Below are 18784 nucleotides of genomic sequence, written 5' to 3'. Positions count from 1 at the left end.
TATGTTTGTACGAATTGTAAAAATGAGCTTTCAGCCAGAAAAAATTAAAGAATTTTTAAACAACTTTAATTCCAAAAAAGAGTTTATACGAAATTCACCTGGTTGCCGTTTATTAGAGTTGTATAGAGACAAAACGAATCCAAATATATTTTTCACTTATAGTTATTGGAATACTGAGCAAGATTTAGAAAACTACAGAAATTCTGATTTATTTAAAGGAATTTGGGCACAAACCAAAATACTATTTAATGATAAACCACTTGTTTGGAGTGTAGATAAAGTTGAATCGCTACCTTAGTCAATACCTATCTGAAAATAACTAAATATTATAAACAACTAAAATAGTTATACATTGTTACCACTACTAAAGAAAGAATTTAACTCATTTTTTGCCTCTCCCATTGCCTATTTGGTTATTGGGGTATTTTTACTTGTAAATGGCTTATTTTTATGGGTATTTAAAGACAATTTCAACATTTTAAATGCGGGGTTTGCCGATTTAAATAGCTTTTTTTATTTAGCTCCATGGTTGTTCTTATTCCTGATTCCTGCTATTACAATGAAAAGTTTTGCTGATGAATTTAATAGTGGAACTATTGAAATTCTAAAAACGAAACCGCTTACCGATTGGCAAATTGTACTGGGTAAGTTTTTCGCTTCTCTTTTGTTAGTTGTCATCGCCATATTACCAACATTAACCTATACATTTACTGTATATCAATTAGGAAGTCCTGTTGGAAATTTAGATGTAGGTAGTACTATAGGTTCGTATTTAGGTTTATTATTTTTAGCAGCAACTTATACAGCTGTTGGATTATTTACTTCTACCCTATCCAAAAATCAAATTGTGGCATTTATTTTAAGTGTATTTATCACTTTTGCTTTATTCTATGGTTTTGATGCTGTAGGTTCTTCTTTAGGAAATTCAGGATACACCTTACGGCAATTTGGTATTAACGAACACTTTAAAAGCATTAGTCGTGGTGTAGTAGATAGTCGTGATTTAATTTATTTTATCAGTGTTACATTCTTCTTTTTATTCATCACTAAACAACAGTTAAAAAATGAATAAGAAATTACAACATATTGCATTAGCCCTTATCGGACTGTTAATTGTTAATTACATCGCTAATTCAGTTTACAAACGTTTCGATTTAACACAAGACAAACGTTATACCTTATCTAAAGTAAGTGAACGTCTTATTTATAAAATAGATACTCCACTAACCATTCATGTATTCTTAGAAGGTGATTTTCCTGCGGAATTTAAACGTTTACAAATAGAGACACTCCAGTTTTTAGAAGAATTACAAGCTAAAAACGCCAATATTCGTTTCCGTTTTATCAACCCTGATAATATTCGTGAACGTTTGGTAAAAAGAGGAATGATGCCTAGTCAGTTAACTGTAGAAGAAGATGGAAAGTTATCTGAAGCTATTATTTTTCCTTGGGCTGAAATCACTTATGGTAAAAAAGTAGAGTTAATTTCTTTACTTCCTAACTCAATTGCCAAGACACAAGAAGCTCAGCTACAAAATGCTGTTGAAAAGTTAGAGTATTCTTTTGCTAATGCATTACATAATGTTACTTTAAAAGAAAGACAAAAAATAGCGGTATTAGCTGGTAATGGTGAGTTGCAAGATATTTATCAATATAGTTTGTTAAGTGAAGTTGGTAAAAAATATCGTTTAGCTAAGTTTACATTAGATAGTGTTGCTAATAATCCGCAAAAAACCTTAAAAGACTTAAGAGCATACGATTTAGCAATTATTGCTAAACCTACCGAGCGTTTTACAGAAGAGGAAAAGCTTACCGTTGATCAGTTTATAGCAAACGGTGGTAAAAGTTTATGGATGCTAGATAATAACTATGCGGATACTGATAGTTTATACAATGAAGGAAAAATGTTAGCATTTCCTCGTGATTTGAATTTAACGGATTTATTGTTTGGGTATCAAGTTCGTGTAAACAATAAACTCATTCAAGATTTATATTCAGCTAAAATTCCGTTAGCCACAGGAAATGTAGGAAATCAAACACAGTTTCAACACTTAAATTGGTTTTATCATCCACTAGTTAGTGGCAATCCGAACCACCCGATTACTAAAAATGTTGCACCTGTTCGTTTTCGTTTTGCTACTCAAATAGATACTTTGAAAGGAAACTTAAAAAAGACTCCGTTATTAGTAACTTCTGTACTTACCAAACAAACAGGAACTCCCAACTTTATTGAGTTACAAAGTATCGCCAAAGAACCAAAAGAAAATGAATTTGCTTCAGGTCCACAATTATTAGCTGTTCTTATAGAAGGTAACATTCCTTCTGCTTATAAAAACAGAATGAAACCTTTTGACGCTCCTGATTTTAAAGCTGAGAGTACAAACAATAAAATGATTGTAATTGCTGATGGTGATGTAGGTAGAAATCAGATTTTAAAAGGAAAACCTCACGATTTGTCCTTAGATAAATGGACAGGAGAACAGTTTGGTAATAAAGAGTTTTTAATCAATGCTATTGATTATTTATTAGACGATTCTGGATTGATCCAATTACGCAATAAAACCATTCAAATTAACTTATTGGATAAACAACGTGCTTTTACTGAAAAACGTTTTTGGCAATTTATGAATATTGGTATTCCCTTAGTTTTATTAGCTCTGTTTGGCTTTGGGTTTAATTACTGGAGGAAGAAGAAATACTCTTAATTGTATTATAGTTCTTAAATAAAAAAATCAATACTTCTAAGTATTAATTTTTTTATTTAAGGATGTAAGATATTTTAATCTCTATTTAATTTTTACTAAAATATTTCTTCTTCAGCCAAAAAGATACTTTTACTAGTAAAATTAATGCTGGAACCTCTACTAAAGGCCCTATTACTCCTGTAAAAGCTTCTCCTGAGTTTAATCCAAATACAGCAATTGCTACAGCAATTGCTAACTCAAAATTGTTACCTGCCGCAGTAAAAGCTACAGCTGTTGTTTTGTCGTAAGTAGCTCCTGTAGCTTTGGTTATAAAAAAGCCGATAATAAACATAAGAGCAAAATACAGTAATAAAGGAACTGCTATTAATAAAATATCTAAAGGTATTTTAACTATTAACTCTCCTTTTAAGGAAAACATTATTATTATAGTAAATAATAAAGCTATTAAAGTTAATGGAGATATAGATGGTATGAATTTGGTATTATACCATTCTTCACCTTTTAACTTCACTAAAATATATCTACTTAAAATTCCCATAATAAATGGTATACCTAAATAAATAGCTACACTTTCTGCAATTGTTAAAATAGATATGTCTACTACGGCACCTTCAAAGCCAAAATAAGGGGGCAAAATAGTAATAAACATCCACGCATAAAAACTATAAGCAAATACTTGAAATATACTATTTAAAGCTACCAAACCTGCTCCATACTCACTACTTCCTTCAGCTAAATCATTCCAAACCAAAACCATAGCTATACACCGAGCTAAACCTATTAAAATTAACCCAGTCATATACTCTGGATAATCATGTAAAAAAAGTAACGCTAAAAAGAACATTAAAACAGGGCCAATTACCCAATTAAGTAAAAGTGAAGTTAGTAGTATTTTTTTATTTGTAAACACTTTTGGTAATAACGCATAATTCACTTTTGCTAAAGGAGGGTACATCATTAAAATTAACCCAATTGCAATGGGTATATTAGTTGAGTTAGTACTTAATGCATTTATTTTACCGGATATTTCAGGGTATATATATCCTATACTAACTCCTAACATCATAGCTACAAAAATCCATAACGTTAAATTTTTATCTAAAAAGCTTAATTTTTTTGTTAACATTTTTATCGTTTTATTATAACATTGCAATATTACGATTAAACATGTTTATAAACAATAAATTTAAGTTTTTGTTAACATTTTACCATAATATAAGATGGTAATTTTATACTCTAAATAAACCTTTATCATGAAAAAAATACTTTTAAGTTTATTTGTTGTTGCAATTTCAACAAGTATTAATGCGCAATTAAAAACCCCAGCACCTAGTCCTTCTGCTAAATTAGAGCAAAATGTTGGTTTAACAGGTGTAACAGTTGAGTACTCTAGACCTAGTATGAAAGGAAGAACTATTTTTGGAGATTTGGTTCCTTATGGAAAAGTTTGGAGAACAGGAGCTAATCAAAATACTAAAGTTAGTTTTAGCGATGATGTTACTATTGACGGTAAAATATTAAAAAAAGGCACATATGCTTTGTATACAAAACCAGGAAAAGATTCTTGGGAAGTAATTTTTTATTCTGATACTAATAACTGGGGAACTCCAAAAAAGTGGGATGACTCTAAAGTAGCTGTATCTACGACTGCAAAAGTTGAAGCTATGCCTATGAAAATTGAAACGTTTACAATTTCTTTTGACAATTTAACAAACGATTCTGCCGTATTAGGTATTTTATGGGAAAATGCTTACGTTGGTGTAAAATTCAATACTCCTACTGATAAAGCGGTAGAAAAAAGCATTGCTCAAGTAATGGGAGGTCCTTCTGCTAACGATTATTTTTCTTCTGCTGTTTACTATTTACAAGAAGGAAAAGACATTAACAAAGCTAAAAATTGGATTAACAAAGCGGTTGACATGACTAAAGACCAACCTCGCTTTTGGTACTTACGTCAACAATCTTTAATCTTAGCTAAAGCTGGTGATAAAAAAGGAGCTCTTAAAGCTGCTAAAGCTTCATTAGCAGGTGCTGAAAAAGCTGGAAATGCTGATTATGTGAAAATGAACAAAGAGTTTATTGCTGAAATGAAGTAATTTTTCTGCTAAACTTTTTTAAAAACATCAAGCTCGCCAATTGGCGAGTTTTTTTGTAATTAATATATTTTAGGCTTTAAAATTACAACTTATAAAGTTATAAAACTTATCTGCATTATATTTCTTTAGACTTCTTAGAAAGACAATGTATTGTTGAGAATTACTCATAATAATTTATTCAAAAAATATCAACTATTATTATAAAGAAAAAAATGAAATCTATTTTATCTCTAATTTTCGTACTTTACCTATCAAGCATAGGCTTTAGTCAAAGTTTAATTACTTCAAGTAAATTATTAACCAAGAAAGAAGTCTACTCAATTTTTACCAATAGTGTAAAAACGAAACTAGAAATTGAGAATACTATTTATAAGACTTACGAGTATAATGACAGAGAAGGAAAACACTTTATAGTTATGATAGAAAACAACCTTAACTGTAAAGGAAGTAAAAAATGTTCCGATGCTATAAAGGCATATTGCTTTTCCTATAAAAACGGTCTGTTTAGTACAAAATGGAAATTAAATGATTTTATACTTCCAAAAGATAACGAAGTACCTAAAGAGCACGCCATTTATTTTTGGACTAAATATCTAAAACTAAAAGATTTTGACAATGACGGACTTATTGAGCCCGTAATAGTATACGGAACACTTGGAATGAATGGAAAAGGTGATGGCCGAATAAAAATTTTAATATATCACCACGGCAAAAAAAGAGCTATTAGACATCAAAATGGTACTCTTGATTATGAAAGAAATACTCAAGTTGATAAATTATTCTATAAATTACCTAAAGAAATACAAAATAGCGTAACAGATATTATCCATAGTATAAATGAAAATAGTCATGGAATTTTTCCGCATGGTTGGCAAGATGCTATGAAGAATAAAAAACTAAAATTTGATGAAACGTTATAACAACTATCAAAACAAAAACTCTAAAAAAAATCTATGAGCAGAATATTAGAAGAGTACTTAGAAGGACTTAAAAATGCTTATTTAAAGCACAATGGAAAAGAAAGCTGGGGATATTTTGAAAAAAATATACAAGGAGCTAAAAAAAATCATATTGATGAATTAACGCAAATTTTTCCAGACACACCAAAAACATTAATAGACTTTCTGAAATATGTAGATGGAACCTATTGGAGAAAATATGCTGATGAAACAATTTCATTTTTTGTTTTAGGTTCTGATGTTTCCGAATACCCTTATTACCTATTATCCTCTGAAGAAATAATACAAAACAAAAATGTAGTCCGCCACTACTCTGAGTATATTGAAAGAGCATACGAAGGTGTTGAAATTGATGATAAAATCATAAATAAAGCTGATTCCAATACTAGATGGCTTCATTTTTCAGACTGTATGAATAATGGTGGAACCTCTCAGTTGTTTATAGATTTTAGTCCTTCGTCAACAGGAAAAAAAGGGCAAATAATACGGTTTTTACACGATCCTGACGAATTAAAAGTAATTGCTGATAGTTTCGACGATTTCTTAAAAAAGTTAATGGATGATGGTTATAGTTTTATAAACGAAAACACTATAGAGTAATAAACCAACTTCCTTTTCAATAACATAAATTTTGAGCGTACTTATTCTTCAACTCTTATAAAGTTTACTCTCTTTATACATTTTACTAACTAAAATTAGGGACTAAATCACTCTGTACTGAAAGTACAGAGGTTTCTTTACACTGGGGACTGAAATTCCCCCTTGTTTATTCTAATATAAAATTAGAATTACTTGAATTCATTTCTCTTTTAAGAAAACCCTCCCTCTCCTATAAGTTTTTCAATACACAAAAGAACTTGATTTTTTTTATTACTGAAAGTGCTGCAATCAAATTGCAGGGTTTTGAACACTAAATTGTGACCAATAAACACCTCTTAAATCTTCTAGCTTTTATAACCCTAACCATTTTGTAAACTCTGCTGTTTTGTTTTGACTGGTTTTTAAAACTGTTTGGCTGTTTTTTAGATTAATAGCCACAACATTTTTATTGTACCTACTTATCTTTTCTATATAGTTTCTATTGAGTAGTTCGCCTCTATTAATTTTAAAAAACACACTAGGATTTATCATTTCTTCTAATACTTTTAAAGAAGATTGATTTAATACATGTTTTTTGTTACTTGTATCGTATGCAGTTACAATTCCATAATCTGCTTGAAAATACATTACCTCATCCACCTTTAAGAAATAGGTATATTGAGAGGATTTAACAGCGATAAAATCTTGATAGTTTTTAGGAGCTTGAGCTGTTTGATTTGCTAAGTAAGCATCTAATTTTTGTAAAACATTATGATCGCTTTCAACCTTCATTGAGTTTTTTAAGCTTGAGTACTTGCCTACCGCTTTTTCAAACCGTTCAAACGAATACGGTTTTAATAAATACTCTATTCCACTGGTTTCAAAAGCATGCATCCAAAACTGGTTGTAGGCTGTTATAAATATAATTGGTGTTTGAATTGCTAGCTTTTTATAGGCATCAAAAACATTACCGTCTCGTAGCTCTATATCAGAAAAAATCAAGTCAATATCAGAAGTTGATTCAAAAAACTGAAGCACCTCTTCTACCGTTTCAAACTCTTCTACCACAGTAATAGGTTTATGATAACTTTCTATATACTTCTTCAGCTTTTTTCTAGCAGGTAACTCATCTTCAACTATAAGTGCTTTTATCATTTCTAAACAGGTTTATGAGGTAGTATTAATGGTAAAACAACTTCAAACTCTTTTTCAGTTTCGCGTATCTTAATAGTATTTTCAGCAAGCAATTCAAATTGTTTTGATAGGTTAGCCAATGCCACTCCATTACCTTTTCTTTTTTTAGAATACAACGCTTTGTTATTCGTTACTTTAATTCCATTATCCTCTGCAATGGTAATTTGTACAGGAAATTCAAAGGTTCCTTTATTATGAGTAATGGCATTTTCTATAAGAACTTGTAAACAAAATGGTGGCACTACACTATTTTTTGTATACAATGCTGGTGCTATGTGTAGTTGATAATACCCCTGATATTTTTCTTCCTTTAGCTTAAAATATCCTTCAGCAAAAAACAACTCTTCTTTTAATGAAACCAATTGCTTATCTGCACTATGTAAACTATACCTATATAACTCTGAAAATCGATTTAAAAACAGAGAAGCTCTTTCCGTGTCTTCATCAATAAGCTGATCTAAAACATTTAAATTATTGAATAGAAAGTGAGGGTTTAATTGGTTTTTTAATTGTGTAATCTCGTTTTTAGCTTTACTTATTTCATAGGCAGCTACCTGTTTTTGATACGCTAAATTTTCTTTGTAATACAAGTAGGCTAATGAAAATCCACCAAAAATAATAAAGTCAATTACAGAGTTTATATTGACGTATATTATATGATAAACAGAACCAAAGTTTCTGGAATAGGTATCAAAAATGAACGCTACAATTAATCCAAAACTATTTCCTATCACTAAATATGTTAACAAGCCTATTCCAAAAAAACGCACATATCTCCTACTTAATGAAGTCTGCTTTTTTGAGTTTTTATTAATACTCTTTTTAATAAAACTAATCCACCAAAAAATAAAAACTGCTTTAAAGAAATACCAAAAAGGAGCATCAGGGTAAAAGATAAAATCTTTCCAAGAATCTGAATTCCCAAATTGATTTTTTAAAATAAATATTAAGCAAAAGGTAAAGAGAAAGATTAAAAATGTAGCATTTTCTCTAAAAAAGGATGTGTTTGTTTTCATATCAGTACTCACAAATATATCAAATTTGCGATGAAATCTTTAGAAGAATCTCACCGCAAACTCTAGTATTTCTATTTATCTTCTGGCCAAGTACTTACTGTGTTTCCTTTCTCATCATAGGCTTCTAGTTTTATTTTATTATCCTCGTCTATAATGAACTTAGCTCTTGTTTTTCCATTAGTGTCATATAAAAACAATCCATTTTGTTTTCCTAGTGTTTGTCCTAAAGCTACCCTAGGTACTCCTCCTATCATTCCTTTTTGTTGATATTCTTTAAACTTAGCTCTTCTCTCTTCCAAATCATTGATTGCTTTTAATTCCTCTCCTATTTTTAGGGACATTTCTTGGGTTTCGTTGTCTCCTCGATCATTAAACACTAACCTACCTGCTTTGTATCTTTTCCCATTTTTCTTAGCATCGGTAGTTATGAGTTGCATTACTTGGTCTCCATCATACTGATCAAACGTTAATGATAATCCTGAACTATGTCCTTTTTCAGTTTTTTTACCATCATAAATAAATCCACCACACTCTATACCTTCTTCGTTGTAAAAAAGCATTCCTGCTCTCTTTTTTCTTTCGTGATATACTCTCCCATTAATCTTATCGCCTTTGCCAGGAAAGTTTGCTGCGTTAGTAATAAGCATTTTTACCGTTCCGTCATTTTCAATAATATTAATTCTTTTTACGTCAATGGTATCAAATTGTGTATTTCCTTTATTTTTAAAGGCTACAGTAGTTAAAACTCCTATTAGTGCTGTTATACTTACTGCAAATGTTCTTAAAAAAATAAGTTCTCTTTTTGGGTTCATCATGGTATGTTTTATAATTAGATACCTCAAAAGTATTTAAGGCTTACATTCTTTAAAACGTCTTTTTTATAAACTCAGGAAAATAAATGATAAACTAAGGAATATAAACAATAAAAAACCACCGACTTTAATTCGGTGGTTTAAAAATATGTATTAAGGTTAGTTATTTCTTAGTACATGTTTTGTAATGCTGTAATATCGTTACCATTAAACTCTCCGTCTTCGTTAGAGCTAAAGCAAGCTAACATAACTGAAGTTGAATCGTATCCTGTTGGTGTACCAGATACATGGTTAGCTCCTACACCAGCAGTTCCTTCGTTAGTGTTTTGTCCACAACTTTGACGGCTAAACCAATCAGTATGTCTAAATCCTACTGAATGTCCTATTTCATGTGTAATTACATGCTCGTTTACATTTGTTGTGTACCCTGATAATCCGTAGATTTGCACCCACTTGTAAGGTAAACCTCCACTTGGAAAACCTGCGCTACCACCTGATCCAGATTGATTTGGATTACGGTATACTACCATATCTTTATTGGAATAATCAGTTCCAAAACTTAAAGTAAAGCTAATAGATACTCCGCTTAAATTATTGTAATTGTCTACCGCCCATTGTAGTGCTGTTTGCTCTTTACTAGAAAGACCATATCCACCACCACCTGTATATCCGATAATAGAAATATTTCTACCTTGAGATACTAAGTTATTGGTTGAGTATTGACGTCCAGATTGATTATCATCCTTAGCCTTTGCTAAAGTAAACAACTCTTGTTCTGTCATTACTACATCTTCTTCTAAAAATATGCGCACTTCTGATGTTCCGTCAGGAAAGTAAAAATTATCATAACGAATATGATCTACATTTAACTCTAATTTAGCTGCAGCATCAACAACCTCTTGAGGTACAGGTTTAAGTCCTGGATTATCGCTAGATTGCTCTATAACATCCGACTCTTTAACTTGTTCGTTTTCACTTGAACATGAGGTGAAGAACACACCTACAGACAAGCCCATAATTAGGGCTAACTTTGTTTTTTTCATGATATGAAGGGTTTTATAATTCACTGTAAATCTACACTTTAGATTCATACATTTAAAATAAAATCAAAAAAAACGTTAAAAAAAAGAATATTTAAACAGAAAAATCATAAAATATTAAATATCAAACAATGAGGTGAGTTTTTAAACAATTAACCAACACACTACCAAATACTTACAAACAAAACTTCCTTTAACTACGGTAGTTAAAGGAAGTTTATAGTTAATGTACGGTGTTAACTTATATAATAGTGCTTTGTCCCATGTGTATGTTTTGGAAATTCATATCGCTATCTTCTTGATTATAGATATAGTCTGCAATAAAATCTCCTACCTTACTAGTCGAAAATGGGTTTTCTGAATTGATGTCTTCTGTAGTAATTCCTAATTCCAATGATTTTTGAACGGCTACTTCTACTACTTTCGCTTCTTGCATCAAACCTAAATGCTCTAATAACATTGCTGTAGATAAAATAGACGCCAACGGATTGGCAATATCTTTTCCTTTAGCCTGAGGAAAAGATCCATGAATAGGCTCAAATAATGCATTTTCTTTTCCTACTGAAGCGGAAGCTAACAAACCTATAGAACCTCCTATAACACTTGCTTCGTCAGAAAGAATGTCTCCAAAAAGGTTTTCGGTTAAAATAACATCAAAATCTTTTGGGTTTAAAATTAACTTCATCGCTGCATTATCAACAAATAAATAGTCTACTTCAACGTCAGGATATTGAGTTGCTAAATCTCCAACAGTTTTACGCCACAGCCTTGACGTTTCTAATACGTTGGCTTTATCTACCAATGTTAATTTTTTACGTCTTTTTTGAGCTGCCTGAAAAGCTAAATGCGCCATTCTTTCAATTTCTTCTACAGTGTATGAACAACCATCAAAAGCATGCTGTCCGTCATCACTTAATTCTTTAATTCCAAAATAGATTCCTCCAGTCAGTTCTCTATAAATAGTAATATCGGTTCCTTCGATTCTATCTTTCTTTAACGGTGAATTTTGAAGTAACGTATCATATGCTTTTACTGGACGTACATTACAAAACAACTCCAGCTCTTTTCGTAAACGTAACAATCCTTGTTCTGGACGTACTTTTGCTGTAGGGTCATTATCGTATTTTGGATCTCCAATAGCACCAAATAAAATAGCATCACTCTTTTTACACAGCTCAATGGTTTCATCTGGCAACGGGTTTCCTGTTTTATCAATAGCACAGGCTCCCATTAATGTTTCTTTAAATAAGAATGTGTGATCAAACACATTACCAACAGCTCTAAGCACTTTTTTTGCTTGCTCTGTTACTTCTGGTCCTATTCCATCTCCTGGTATTACCGCTATATTGTACTTCATCTTTTTACTTTTTATATCATTGTTGCTTCAAAAGCCGTTATTGTATCTTTTTTACTGATTAAAAAATCTATATCGTCATAACCATTTATCATACATAGTTTTTTGTACGGGTTTATTTCAAAATCTACATTACCTATAGGGGTTTTTAGTTTTTGATTTTCTAAATCAACTATAATAGTTGTGTCTGGTAATTCCGTTACTTTTTTTAACAGTTTTGCTAAATATTCTTTGGGTACTTGTACTGGTAATATTCCGTTATTAAGTGCATTTCCTTTAAATATATCCGCAAAAAAACTACTAATTACTACTTTAAATCCGTAACCCGCTAATGCCCATGCAGCATGTTCTCTACTTGAACCACAACCAAAATTATCTCCTGCTATTAAGATACTTCCTGCATAATTTGGGTTATTTAGGACAAAGTCTTCATTTATACTTCCGTTCTTTTTGTAACGCCAATCTCTAAATACATTATCTCCGAATCCTTCTTTATTGGTTGATTTTAAAAATCGTGCGGGTATAATTTGATCGGTATCTATATTCTCGGTTGATAGTGGTACAGCGGTATCTATTAGTTTAACAAATTTCTCCATTAGTTTAATTGTTTTGTAAAGTCAGTAATTTTTCCTTCTACTGCTGTTGCTGCAGCCATTAACGGACTTGCTAAAATGGTTCTTGCTCCTTGTCCCTGACGTCCTTCAAAGTTTCTGTTTGAAGTTGATACACAGTATTCTCCTTCTGGTATTTTATCGTCATTCATAGCTAAACACGCTGAACATCCAGGTTGTCGTAATTGAAATCCTGCTGCTTCAAAAACTTCTTGCAAACCTTCTCGCTTTATTTGTTTTGCCACTTGTTGTGAACCTGGTACTAACCACGCATTTACATTCGCTGCTTTTTGCTTTCCTTTTATATAGTCTGCTGCAACTCTAAAATCTTCTATTCTTGAATTTGTGCAACTTCCTATAAATACATAGTTAACGGGCGTATTTATTAATGATGTTCCTTTTTTAAAGTTCATATACTGTAATGACTTTTCAAAGGAAGCATCATCAAATTGGGGAATGTTCTCTGAAATTTTTATACCCATTCCAGGGTTAGTTCCGTAAGTGAGCATTGGTTCTATGTCTTCCGCATTAAACGAATACTCTTTATCAAATACTGCGTTTGTATCTGTTTTTAATGTTTTCCAATAGGCTACTTTTTTATCAAACTCTTCTCCTTTTGGTGCAAACTCACGTCCTTTTACATACTCAAAAGTAGTTTCATCTGGAGCAATCATACCACCTCTTGCTCCCATTTCAATACTCATATTACACACAGTCATACGTCCTTCCATAGACATTTCTTCAAACACATTTCCTCCATATTCGCAGAAGTATCCTGTACCTGAATTTGTTCCTAATTGTGCTATGATATACAAGATTACATCTTTAGGCAACACTCCTTTTTTCAACTTACCGTTTACATTTACACGTAAACTTTTAGGTTTTTCTAACAACAAACATTGGCTTGCAAATACTTGGGCTACTTGGCTTGTTCCAATACCAAAGGCAATAGTACCAAAAGCACCATGTGTTGATGTATGGCTATCTCCACAAACCATGGTCATTCCTGGTTGCGTAATTCCTAACTCGGGAGCCATTACATGCACAATTCCGTTGTATCTATGTCCTAAACCATATAAAGTAATGTCATTTTCTTTACAGTTTTGTGTTAACTGCTCTAGTTGATTCCTTGACAGTTCATCTTTGATTGGTAAATGTTGATTTACGGTTGGCGTATTATGATCGGCTGTTGCTACTGTTTTGTCTGGTCGTGCAATTGGAATCTTACGCTCTTTTAACTCATTAAATGCTTGCGGGCTGGTTACTTCGTGAATTAAGTGTTTGTCTATATATAAAATCTGTGGTCCGTCTTTAACAGTGTCTACCACATGCGCATCCCATACTTTATCAAATAATGTCTTTCCCATTAAGCTATGGCTATTTTTGAAATTTTATTTACTTGTTTCATAATCTGATGAATGTCTTCATCTATTACTTCTTTTTGTCTGTCAGCAAACTGTAAGAATGTTTTATAAGCTGTATCTAACTGAATTTTAGTTAGCTCATATCCTATTTTTTTTGCGCGATATGCTAAGGCTGCTCTTCCGCTTCTTGCGGTTAATACAATAGCACTTTCTGTAACTCCTACATCTGCTGGATTGATAATTTCATAGGTTTCACGATTCTTGATAACTCCATCTTGATGAATTCCTGAGCTATGTGCAAAAGCATTTGCTCCTACAATGGCTTTGTTAGGTTGTACAGGCATTCCCATGCGTTCACGAACCATCATACTTGTATCGTACAGTAATTTGGTATTGATATCTGTTTGAAGGTTTAAGTATGGATGCTGCTTTAAAATCATCACCACCTCTTCTAGTGCTGTATTTCCTGCTCGCTCTCCTATTCCGTTAACCGTACATTCTATTTGACGTGCTCCATTGATAGCTCCTGCAATAGAATTTGCTGTAGCCAATCCTAAATCGTTATGACAATGGCATGAAATAATTACATTTTCAATACCTTTTACATTCTCTTTTAAATACTTGATTTTCGCTCCATATTCTTCAGGTAAACAATATCCTGTAGTATCAGGAATATTCAATACTGTTGCTCCTGATTTTATAACTTCTTCACAAACTTTGGCTAAAAAAGCATTATCGGTTCTACCTGCATCTTCTGCATAAAACTCTACATCGTCTACAAAGTTTTTAGCATACGAAACAGCTTCTTTTGCTCGCCTAATTACTTCTTCTTTCGATGCATTGAATTTATACTGAATATGTGAATCACTGGTACCAATCCCCGTATGAATCCTAGGCTTGCTAGCTAACCTTAAAGCATCTGCTGCTACTTCAATATCTTTTTTAACGGCTCTTGTTAATCCGCAAACAGTAGCATTTTTAACTAATTTAGCTATTTCTTGTACTGATGTAAAATCTCCTGGGCTTGATACAGGGAAACCCGCTTCTATTACATCAACTCCTAAAAAATCGAGTCTTTCAGCAATAATTAGTTTTTGTTGGGTATCTAATTTACATCCTGGGACTTGCTCTCCGTCTCGTAATGTGGTATCGAAAATTTGAATTTTATCGCTTTGCATAAATCTAACTATGATTATCAAAATAAAAACCAAATGTATATATTGGCTTTTCTAGCAAGCTCTTTTTTAATGGGTTAGTTACGATATCAAAACAACAAAAAACAAAAACAAAATACTGAAAAACAAAAAGTTATGCGCAAAAAAATTACATTCTCCAATCAACAAAATGACGCTTTGTTTGTTTTGATAAAGTCTTTATCAAAGTCAGAAAAACGTCAGTTTAATTTATATGTTGGTCGTTTAGGAGGTAATGTAGATGCTAAATTTTTTGCGCTTTTTAAATTGCTTGAAAAACAAAAGAGTTATAACGAAAAGACCATTATAGATAGCGGTGTGGTTAGTAAACAGCAATTATCTAACTTAAAAGCGCATTTATACAAGCAAATACTTACTAGTCTCCGTATGAATCCTGCTCATAAAAACATTCGAATTCAAATACGTGAACAATTAGATTTTGCTACTGTTTTATATCAAAAAGGGTTGTACAAGCAAAGTTTAAAGTTGCTTGACAAAGCAAAGAATATGGCGGTTGAAAATGAAGAAAAGAATGTTGCCTATGAAATTGTTGAGCTTGAAAAGGTTATTGAAAGTCAGTATATAACCCGAAGTATTGATACACGTTCTGACGAATTAACTATTCAAGCAAAAGAGCTTAGTATGCAAAATGTTACCGCCAGTAAATTGTCAAACTTGTCGCTACAACTCTATGGAACGTTGCTGAAAAATGGCTACGTAAAAAATGACGAGGAGCTACAACGAGTAAATACTTATTTTTACTCTAAGCTTCCTGAATATACGTATGAAGAATTGGGTTTTAGAGAAAAGTTATGGTTATACAAAGCACATTTGTGGCATAGCTTTTTAACTCAAGATTTTTTACAGAGTTATAAGTATGCTAATAAATGGGTAGATTTATTTAAGCATGATACTAAGAATATTTCTTTGCATCCTGTTTTTTATTTAAAAGGAAAAAACTACTTATTAGAAAGCTTATTTTTTATAAAACATTATGATAAGTTTAAAGAAGAGCTTTCTGTTTTTGAAAAGGAAATTAAAGAAAAAAGTATTCCGCAAAATAGCAATACTGAAATCTTAACTTTTCTATATTATTATGCTAACAAATTGCACTTACACTTCTTAGAGGGTAGTTTTTCTGAGGGTGAATATTTAGTGACTATTATTAATGATAAGATTAATAGTTATAAGAGTCGTCTTGATAATCATCATATCGTGGTATTTTACTATAAAATTGCTTGTTTGTACTTTGGAATGGGAAAAAACAAAGAGTGTATTTTATATTTAAATAAGATCATTAAACCTAAAAATATTCAGGTAGCTAACGACTTACAGTGTTTTGCTAGAGTACTCTCTTTAATTGCTCATTACGAATGTGGCTTGGATTATGATTTGGAGCGACAGTTTAAAGATACCTATCGTTTTTTACTAAAAATGGAAAATTTACAAGAGGTTCAAAAAGAGTTTATTTCTTCTATAAAAGCATTGGGAGATGTATATCCGCACCAAATAAAAAAGGAGTTAAAAAAAGTACATAGTCGCCTTAAGGTTTATGAGAATCATCCTTATGAAAAAAGAGCTTTTTTATATTTAGACATCCTTTCTTGGCTTGAAAGTAAGATTGAAAATAAACCTGTGGCACAAATTATTAAAGAGAAATTTGTTAGTTCTCAAAAGTGTTGAAAATAGTATTAGATTTATTCTTGTAAAGTACTGATTAAAAAAATCTAATTACTAATTCTCGTCTCCTTTAGGAAAAGCTAAACAAGTTGACCAAATATAAACATGCTAATTAAAAAAAGTAGAAAGTATCTAAAAAATAACTTGAAGAACATCTCTGAACCTTTTGGTTAGGATAACTTATTTTTACTATAACCTATAAATATCTTAAAAGACTCCTTATTGCTTTCAATTAAATTAACTAACTTAAATAGCTGGTAAATGCCTATAATTAAAAACAGAATACTGATTAATTGTTTAAGCATTATTATTTTGTTTTACCTTAATTTTCATTCGTTAGTACGAGAAGAGCATGTTTATAACTCATCTTTATAAGATTCCTACTCCTACCTCGTCGGAATGACGTTTCTATTTTTTTTGGCAATCGCTCTGCGATTAAAACAACTGTTCTTTTTTCACTTGCTGATATTCTTCTACAATTGCTTCTAACACTTCTTTTGCTGGTTTAATTTCATGGATAAGCCCTGCTACTTGACCTATTTCTAGTTCTCCATCGTCCAAGTTTCCTTCAAACATACCTCTCTTAGCACGCGCACGTCCTAACAATTCTTTTAATTGTTCTACCGTTGGGTTTTGTTGATATAATTCCTGTACTTCTTGAAAGAACTTGTTTTTTACCAAACGTACAGGAGCTAATTCCTTTAACGTTAGTTGTGTACCACCGTCTTTTACATCTACAATAGTTTTCTTGAAGTTATCATGTGCTGAAGATTCTACCGTAGCTGCAAAACGACTTCCTATTTGCACTCCGTCTGCTCCCAACACCATTGCTGCTAACATTCCTCTACCCGATCCGATACCTCCTGCGGCAATTACTGGAATTTTCACTTGTTCTTTAACCATAGGAATTAACGTAAACGTAGTAGTTTCTTCTCGTCCGTTATGACCTCCTGCTTCAAATCCTTCACATACCACAGCATCTACTCCAGCTGCTTCTGCTTTTAAGGCAAATTTTACTGAACTTACTACATGCACCACCGTAATTCCTTTTTCCTTTAAAAAAGAGGTCCATGTTTTTGGATTACCTGCGGAAGTAAACACAATTTTCACCCCTTCCTCAACAATAATATCCATGATTTTCTCTATATCAGGATACAACATTGGCACATTTACCCCAAAAGGCTTATCGGTTGCTTTTTTACATTTTTGAATGTGTTCACGAAGTACTTCTGGATACATAGATCCTGCTCCAATTAACCCTAATCCACCTGCATTTGACACTGCAGAAGCTAGCTTCCATCCTGAAACCCAAATCATTCCACCTTGAACAATTGGATACTGTATATTAAATAGTTTGGTAATTCTGTTTTGCATTTTTATCCTCTGAAGTTTAATGGTTGAGAAAAGTTGAAAGGAATCTTTCTATTCATATGTATCGCTGGCTCCCACCCTTTTAAGTTTTCAAAAAAACGAACAATTTCATTTTCTAACTTTTTAGGAACCTTTTCATTGATGGTAACATCTCTTACTGCTCCTTTTATATCAATTACATATTCAACTATAATCTGACCTTTAACTTTGTAACTTATCTTACTTGTTAACTTTTTAAGTTGCTTGTAATATTTATCCTTACCCCCTTTAAAAGTTGGTCTCTTTTCTTTTATAATGTTTTTTAAATCATCAATCTTTTCTCCCTTGTCATTATAATAAGTTGTTTTAATTATCGAATCGCTTTTGGCGATTCCTCTACCTGCCAATTTACCATTATAATGGTAAATTTTCCATACTCCTTCTCTCTTACCATCTATATAAACTCCTTCAATATCCTTATTCCCATTATCGAACCATGTTTGTATTCTCCCATTTCTTTTACCTTTTTTATTGTAGAAAGTTAATGCTGATATTTTTCCATTTTTATTGAACGAAACTGACTCTCCTATTTTAATCTTTTTCTCCTTTGTTAGATAATGTGTATAATTATATAGTTTTCCGCTACGTTTATACTTCCTTACCAACCATAATGAATCTGCACTCTTAGTAATAATTTCAAAAGACATTGCTTTCTCCTTATTGTTGATTATATTACCTTTCTCGTCTAAATAGTTTATAATAGAGTCTTTCTGTGAATATCCATTAATATTTATGAACACCAACAATAATAAGAATATCTTTTTCATAGTT

General features: G+C 31.7%; 18 protein-coding genes. 7 read left to right on the top strand and 11 right to left on the bottom strand.

What is annotated here, in order from left to right; translation table 11 throughout:
- The first annotated feature begins 1 nt into the window (after position 1).
- The 3 genes from NH341_RS14570 to gldG are packed head-to-tail and all read left to right on the top strand — an operon-like array spanning position 2 to position 2705.
- Positions 2-298, top strand: coding sequence for a putative quinol monooxygenase (locus tag NH341_RS14570; RefSeq protein WP_159614856.1), 297 nt, complete (start codon positions 2-4; stop codon positions 296-298).
- 54 nt (positions 299-352) lie between these two features.
- On the top strand, positions 353-1072 hold the full coding sequence (gldF, locus tag NH341_RS14565) for a gliding motility-associated ABC transporter permease subunit GldF (protein ID WP_159614854.1): 720 nt from the start codon (positions 353-355) through the stop codon (positions 1070-1072).
- Positions 1065-2705: a gliding motility-associated ABC transporter substrate-binding protein GldG gene (gene gldG, locus NH341_RS14560; protein ID WP_159614852.1), complete on the top strand. Its 1641-nt coding sequence runs from the start codon at positions 1065-1067 to the stop codon at positions 2703-2705. Before gldF ends, gldG begins: the two co-directional genes overlap by 8 nt.
- A gap of 85 nt (positions 2706-2790) precedes the next feature.
- On the opposite strand, the gene arsB is transcribed toward gldG, so the two are convergent.
- Positions 2791-3831, bottom strand: a complete 1041-nt coding sequence (gene arsB, locus NH341_RS14555; protein WP_047790600.1) for an ACR3 family arsenite efflux transporter — start codon at positions 3829-3831, stop codon at positions 2791-2793.
- Positions 3832-3958: 127 nt separating this feature from the next.
- Between arsB and NH341_RS14550 the strand changes: the two genes are divergently transcribed.
- The 3 genes from NH341_RS14550 (at position 3959) to NH341_RS14540 (ending at position 6360) form a co-directional block, all read left to right on the top strand.
- On the top strand, positions 3959-4801 hold the full coding sequence (locus NH341_RS14550; protein ID WP_159614850.1) for a DUF2911 domain-containing protein: 843 nt from the start codon (positions 3959-3961) through the stop codon (positions 4799-4801).
- A gap of 212 nt (positions 4802-5013) precedes the next feature.
- Positions 5014-5721: a M949_RS01915 family surface polysaccharide biosynthesis protein gene (locus tag NH341_RS14545; RefSeq protein WP_173360991.1), complete on the top strand. Its 708-nt coding sequence runs from the start codon at positions 5014-5016 to the stop codon at positions 5719-5721.
- Positions 5722-5754: 33 nt separating this feature from the next.
- Positions 5755-6360, top strand: a complete 606-nt coding sequence (locus tag NH341_RS14540; RefSeq protein WP_159614844.1) for an SMI1/KNR4 family protein — start codon at positions 5755-5757, stop codon at positions 6358-6360.
- Positions 6361-6711: 351 nt separating this feature from the next.
- On the opposite strand, the gene NH341_RS14535 is transcribed toward NH341_RS14540, so the two are convergent.
- The 8 genes from NH341_RS14535 to NH341_RS14500 form a co-directional block, all read right to left on the bottom strand.
- A complete protein-coding gene (locus NH341_RS14535; protein ID WP_253057360.1) occupies positions 6712-7494 on the bottom strand; it encodes a LytTR family DNA-binding domain-containing protein in 783 nt (260 codons plus the stop codon).
- Positions 7495-7496: 2 nt separating this feature from the next.
- On the bottom strand, positions 7497-8549 hold the full coding sequence (locus tag NH341_RS14530) for a sensor histidine kinase (protein ID WP_253057359.1): 1053 nt from the start codon (positions 8547-8549) through the stop codon (positions 7497-7499).
- 71 nt (positions 8550-8620) lie between these two features.
- Positions 8621-9364 carry a hypothetical protein gene (locus NH341_RS14525; RefSeq protein ID WP_201285026.1) on the bottom strand — a complete coding sequence of 248 codons (744 nt, stop codon included), beginning with the start codon at positions 9362-9364 and terminating at the stop codon, positions 8621-8623.
- Positions 9365-9531: 167 nt separating this feature from the next.
- A complete protein-coding gene (locus NH341_RS14520; protein ID WP_253057357.1) occupies positions 9532-10404 on the bottom strand; it encodes a M57 family metalloprotease in 873 nt (290 codons plus the stop codon).
- 238 nt (positions 10405-10642) lie between these two features.
- On the bottom strand, positions 10643-11758 hold the full coding sequence (gene leuB / locus NH341_RS14515) for a 3-isopropylmalate dehydrogenase (protein WP_239180857.1): 1116 nt from the start codon (positions 11756-11758) through the stop codon (positions 10643-10645).
- A gap of 11 nt (positions 11759-11769) precedes the next feature.
- The gene (gene leuD, locus NH341_RS14510; protein ID WP_239180855.1) at positions 11770-12351 is read right to left on the bottom strand and encodes a 3-isopropylmalate dehydratase small subunit; all 582 of its coding nucleotides are present in this window, start codon (positions 12349-12351) and stop codon (positions 11770-11772) included.
- Positions 12351-13733 (bottom strand): 3-isopropylmalate dehydratase large subunit, encoded by a 1383-nt coding sequence (leuC, locus tag NH341_RS14505; RefSeq protein ID WP_239180853.1) that lies wholly within the window; start codon positions 13731-13733, stop codon positions 12351-12353. Before leuC ends, leuD begins: the two co-directional genes overlap by 1 nt.
- On the bottom strand, positions 13733-14908 hold the full coding sequence (locus NH341_RS14500) for a 2-isopropylmalate synthase (RefSeq protein WP_239180851.1): 1176 nt from the start codon (positions 14906-14908) through the stop codon (positions 13733-13735). The genes leuC and NH341_RS14500 overlap by 1 nt, the downstream gene beginning before the upstream one ends.
- A 132-nt stretch (positions 14909-15040) precedes the next feature.
- Between NH341_RS14500 and NH341_RS14495 the strand changes: the two genes are divergently transcribed.
- Positions 15041-16606, top strand: a complete 1566-nt coding sequence (locus tag NH341_RS14495; protein WP_239180849.1) for a hypothetical protein — start codon at positions 15041-15043, stop codon at positions 16604-16606.
- 432 nt (positions 16607-17038) lie between these two features.
- Here NH341_RS14495 and NH341_RS14490 read toward each other — a convergent pair whose 3' ends face one another.
- Together NH341_RS14490 and NH341_RS14485 are read right to left on the bottom strand one after the other, a co-directional pair.
- The gene (locus NH341_RS14490) at positions 17039-17977 is read right to left on the bottom strand and encodes a nitronate monooxygenase family protein (RefSeq protein WP_253057355.1); all 939 of its coding nucleotides are present in this window, start codon (positions 17975-17977) and stop codon (positions 17039-17041) included.
- A 2-nt stretch (positions 17978-17979) separates the two neighbouring features.
- Positions 17980-18780 carry a toxin-antitoxin system YwqK family antitoxin gene (locus NH341_RS14485; RefSeq protein ID WP_159614826.1) on the bottom strand — a complete coding sequence of 267 codons (801 nt, stop codon included), beginning with the start codon at positions 18778-18780 and terminating at the stop codon, positions 17980-17982.
- Positions 18781-18784: the final 4 nt, after the last annotated feature.

The organism is Tenacibaculum sp. XPcli2-G (genome assembly GCF_024124505.1).
GTDB lineage: Bacteria > Bacteroidota > Bacteroidia > Flavobacteriales > Flavobacteriaceae > Polaribacter > Polaribacter mesophilus.
The sequence above is the reverse complement of the archived record's forward strand: the minus strand, read 5'-3'. Positions and strand labels throughout refer to the sequence as shown.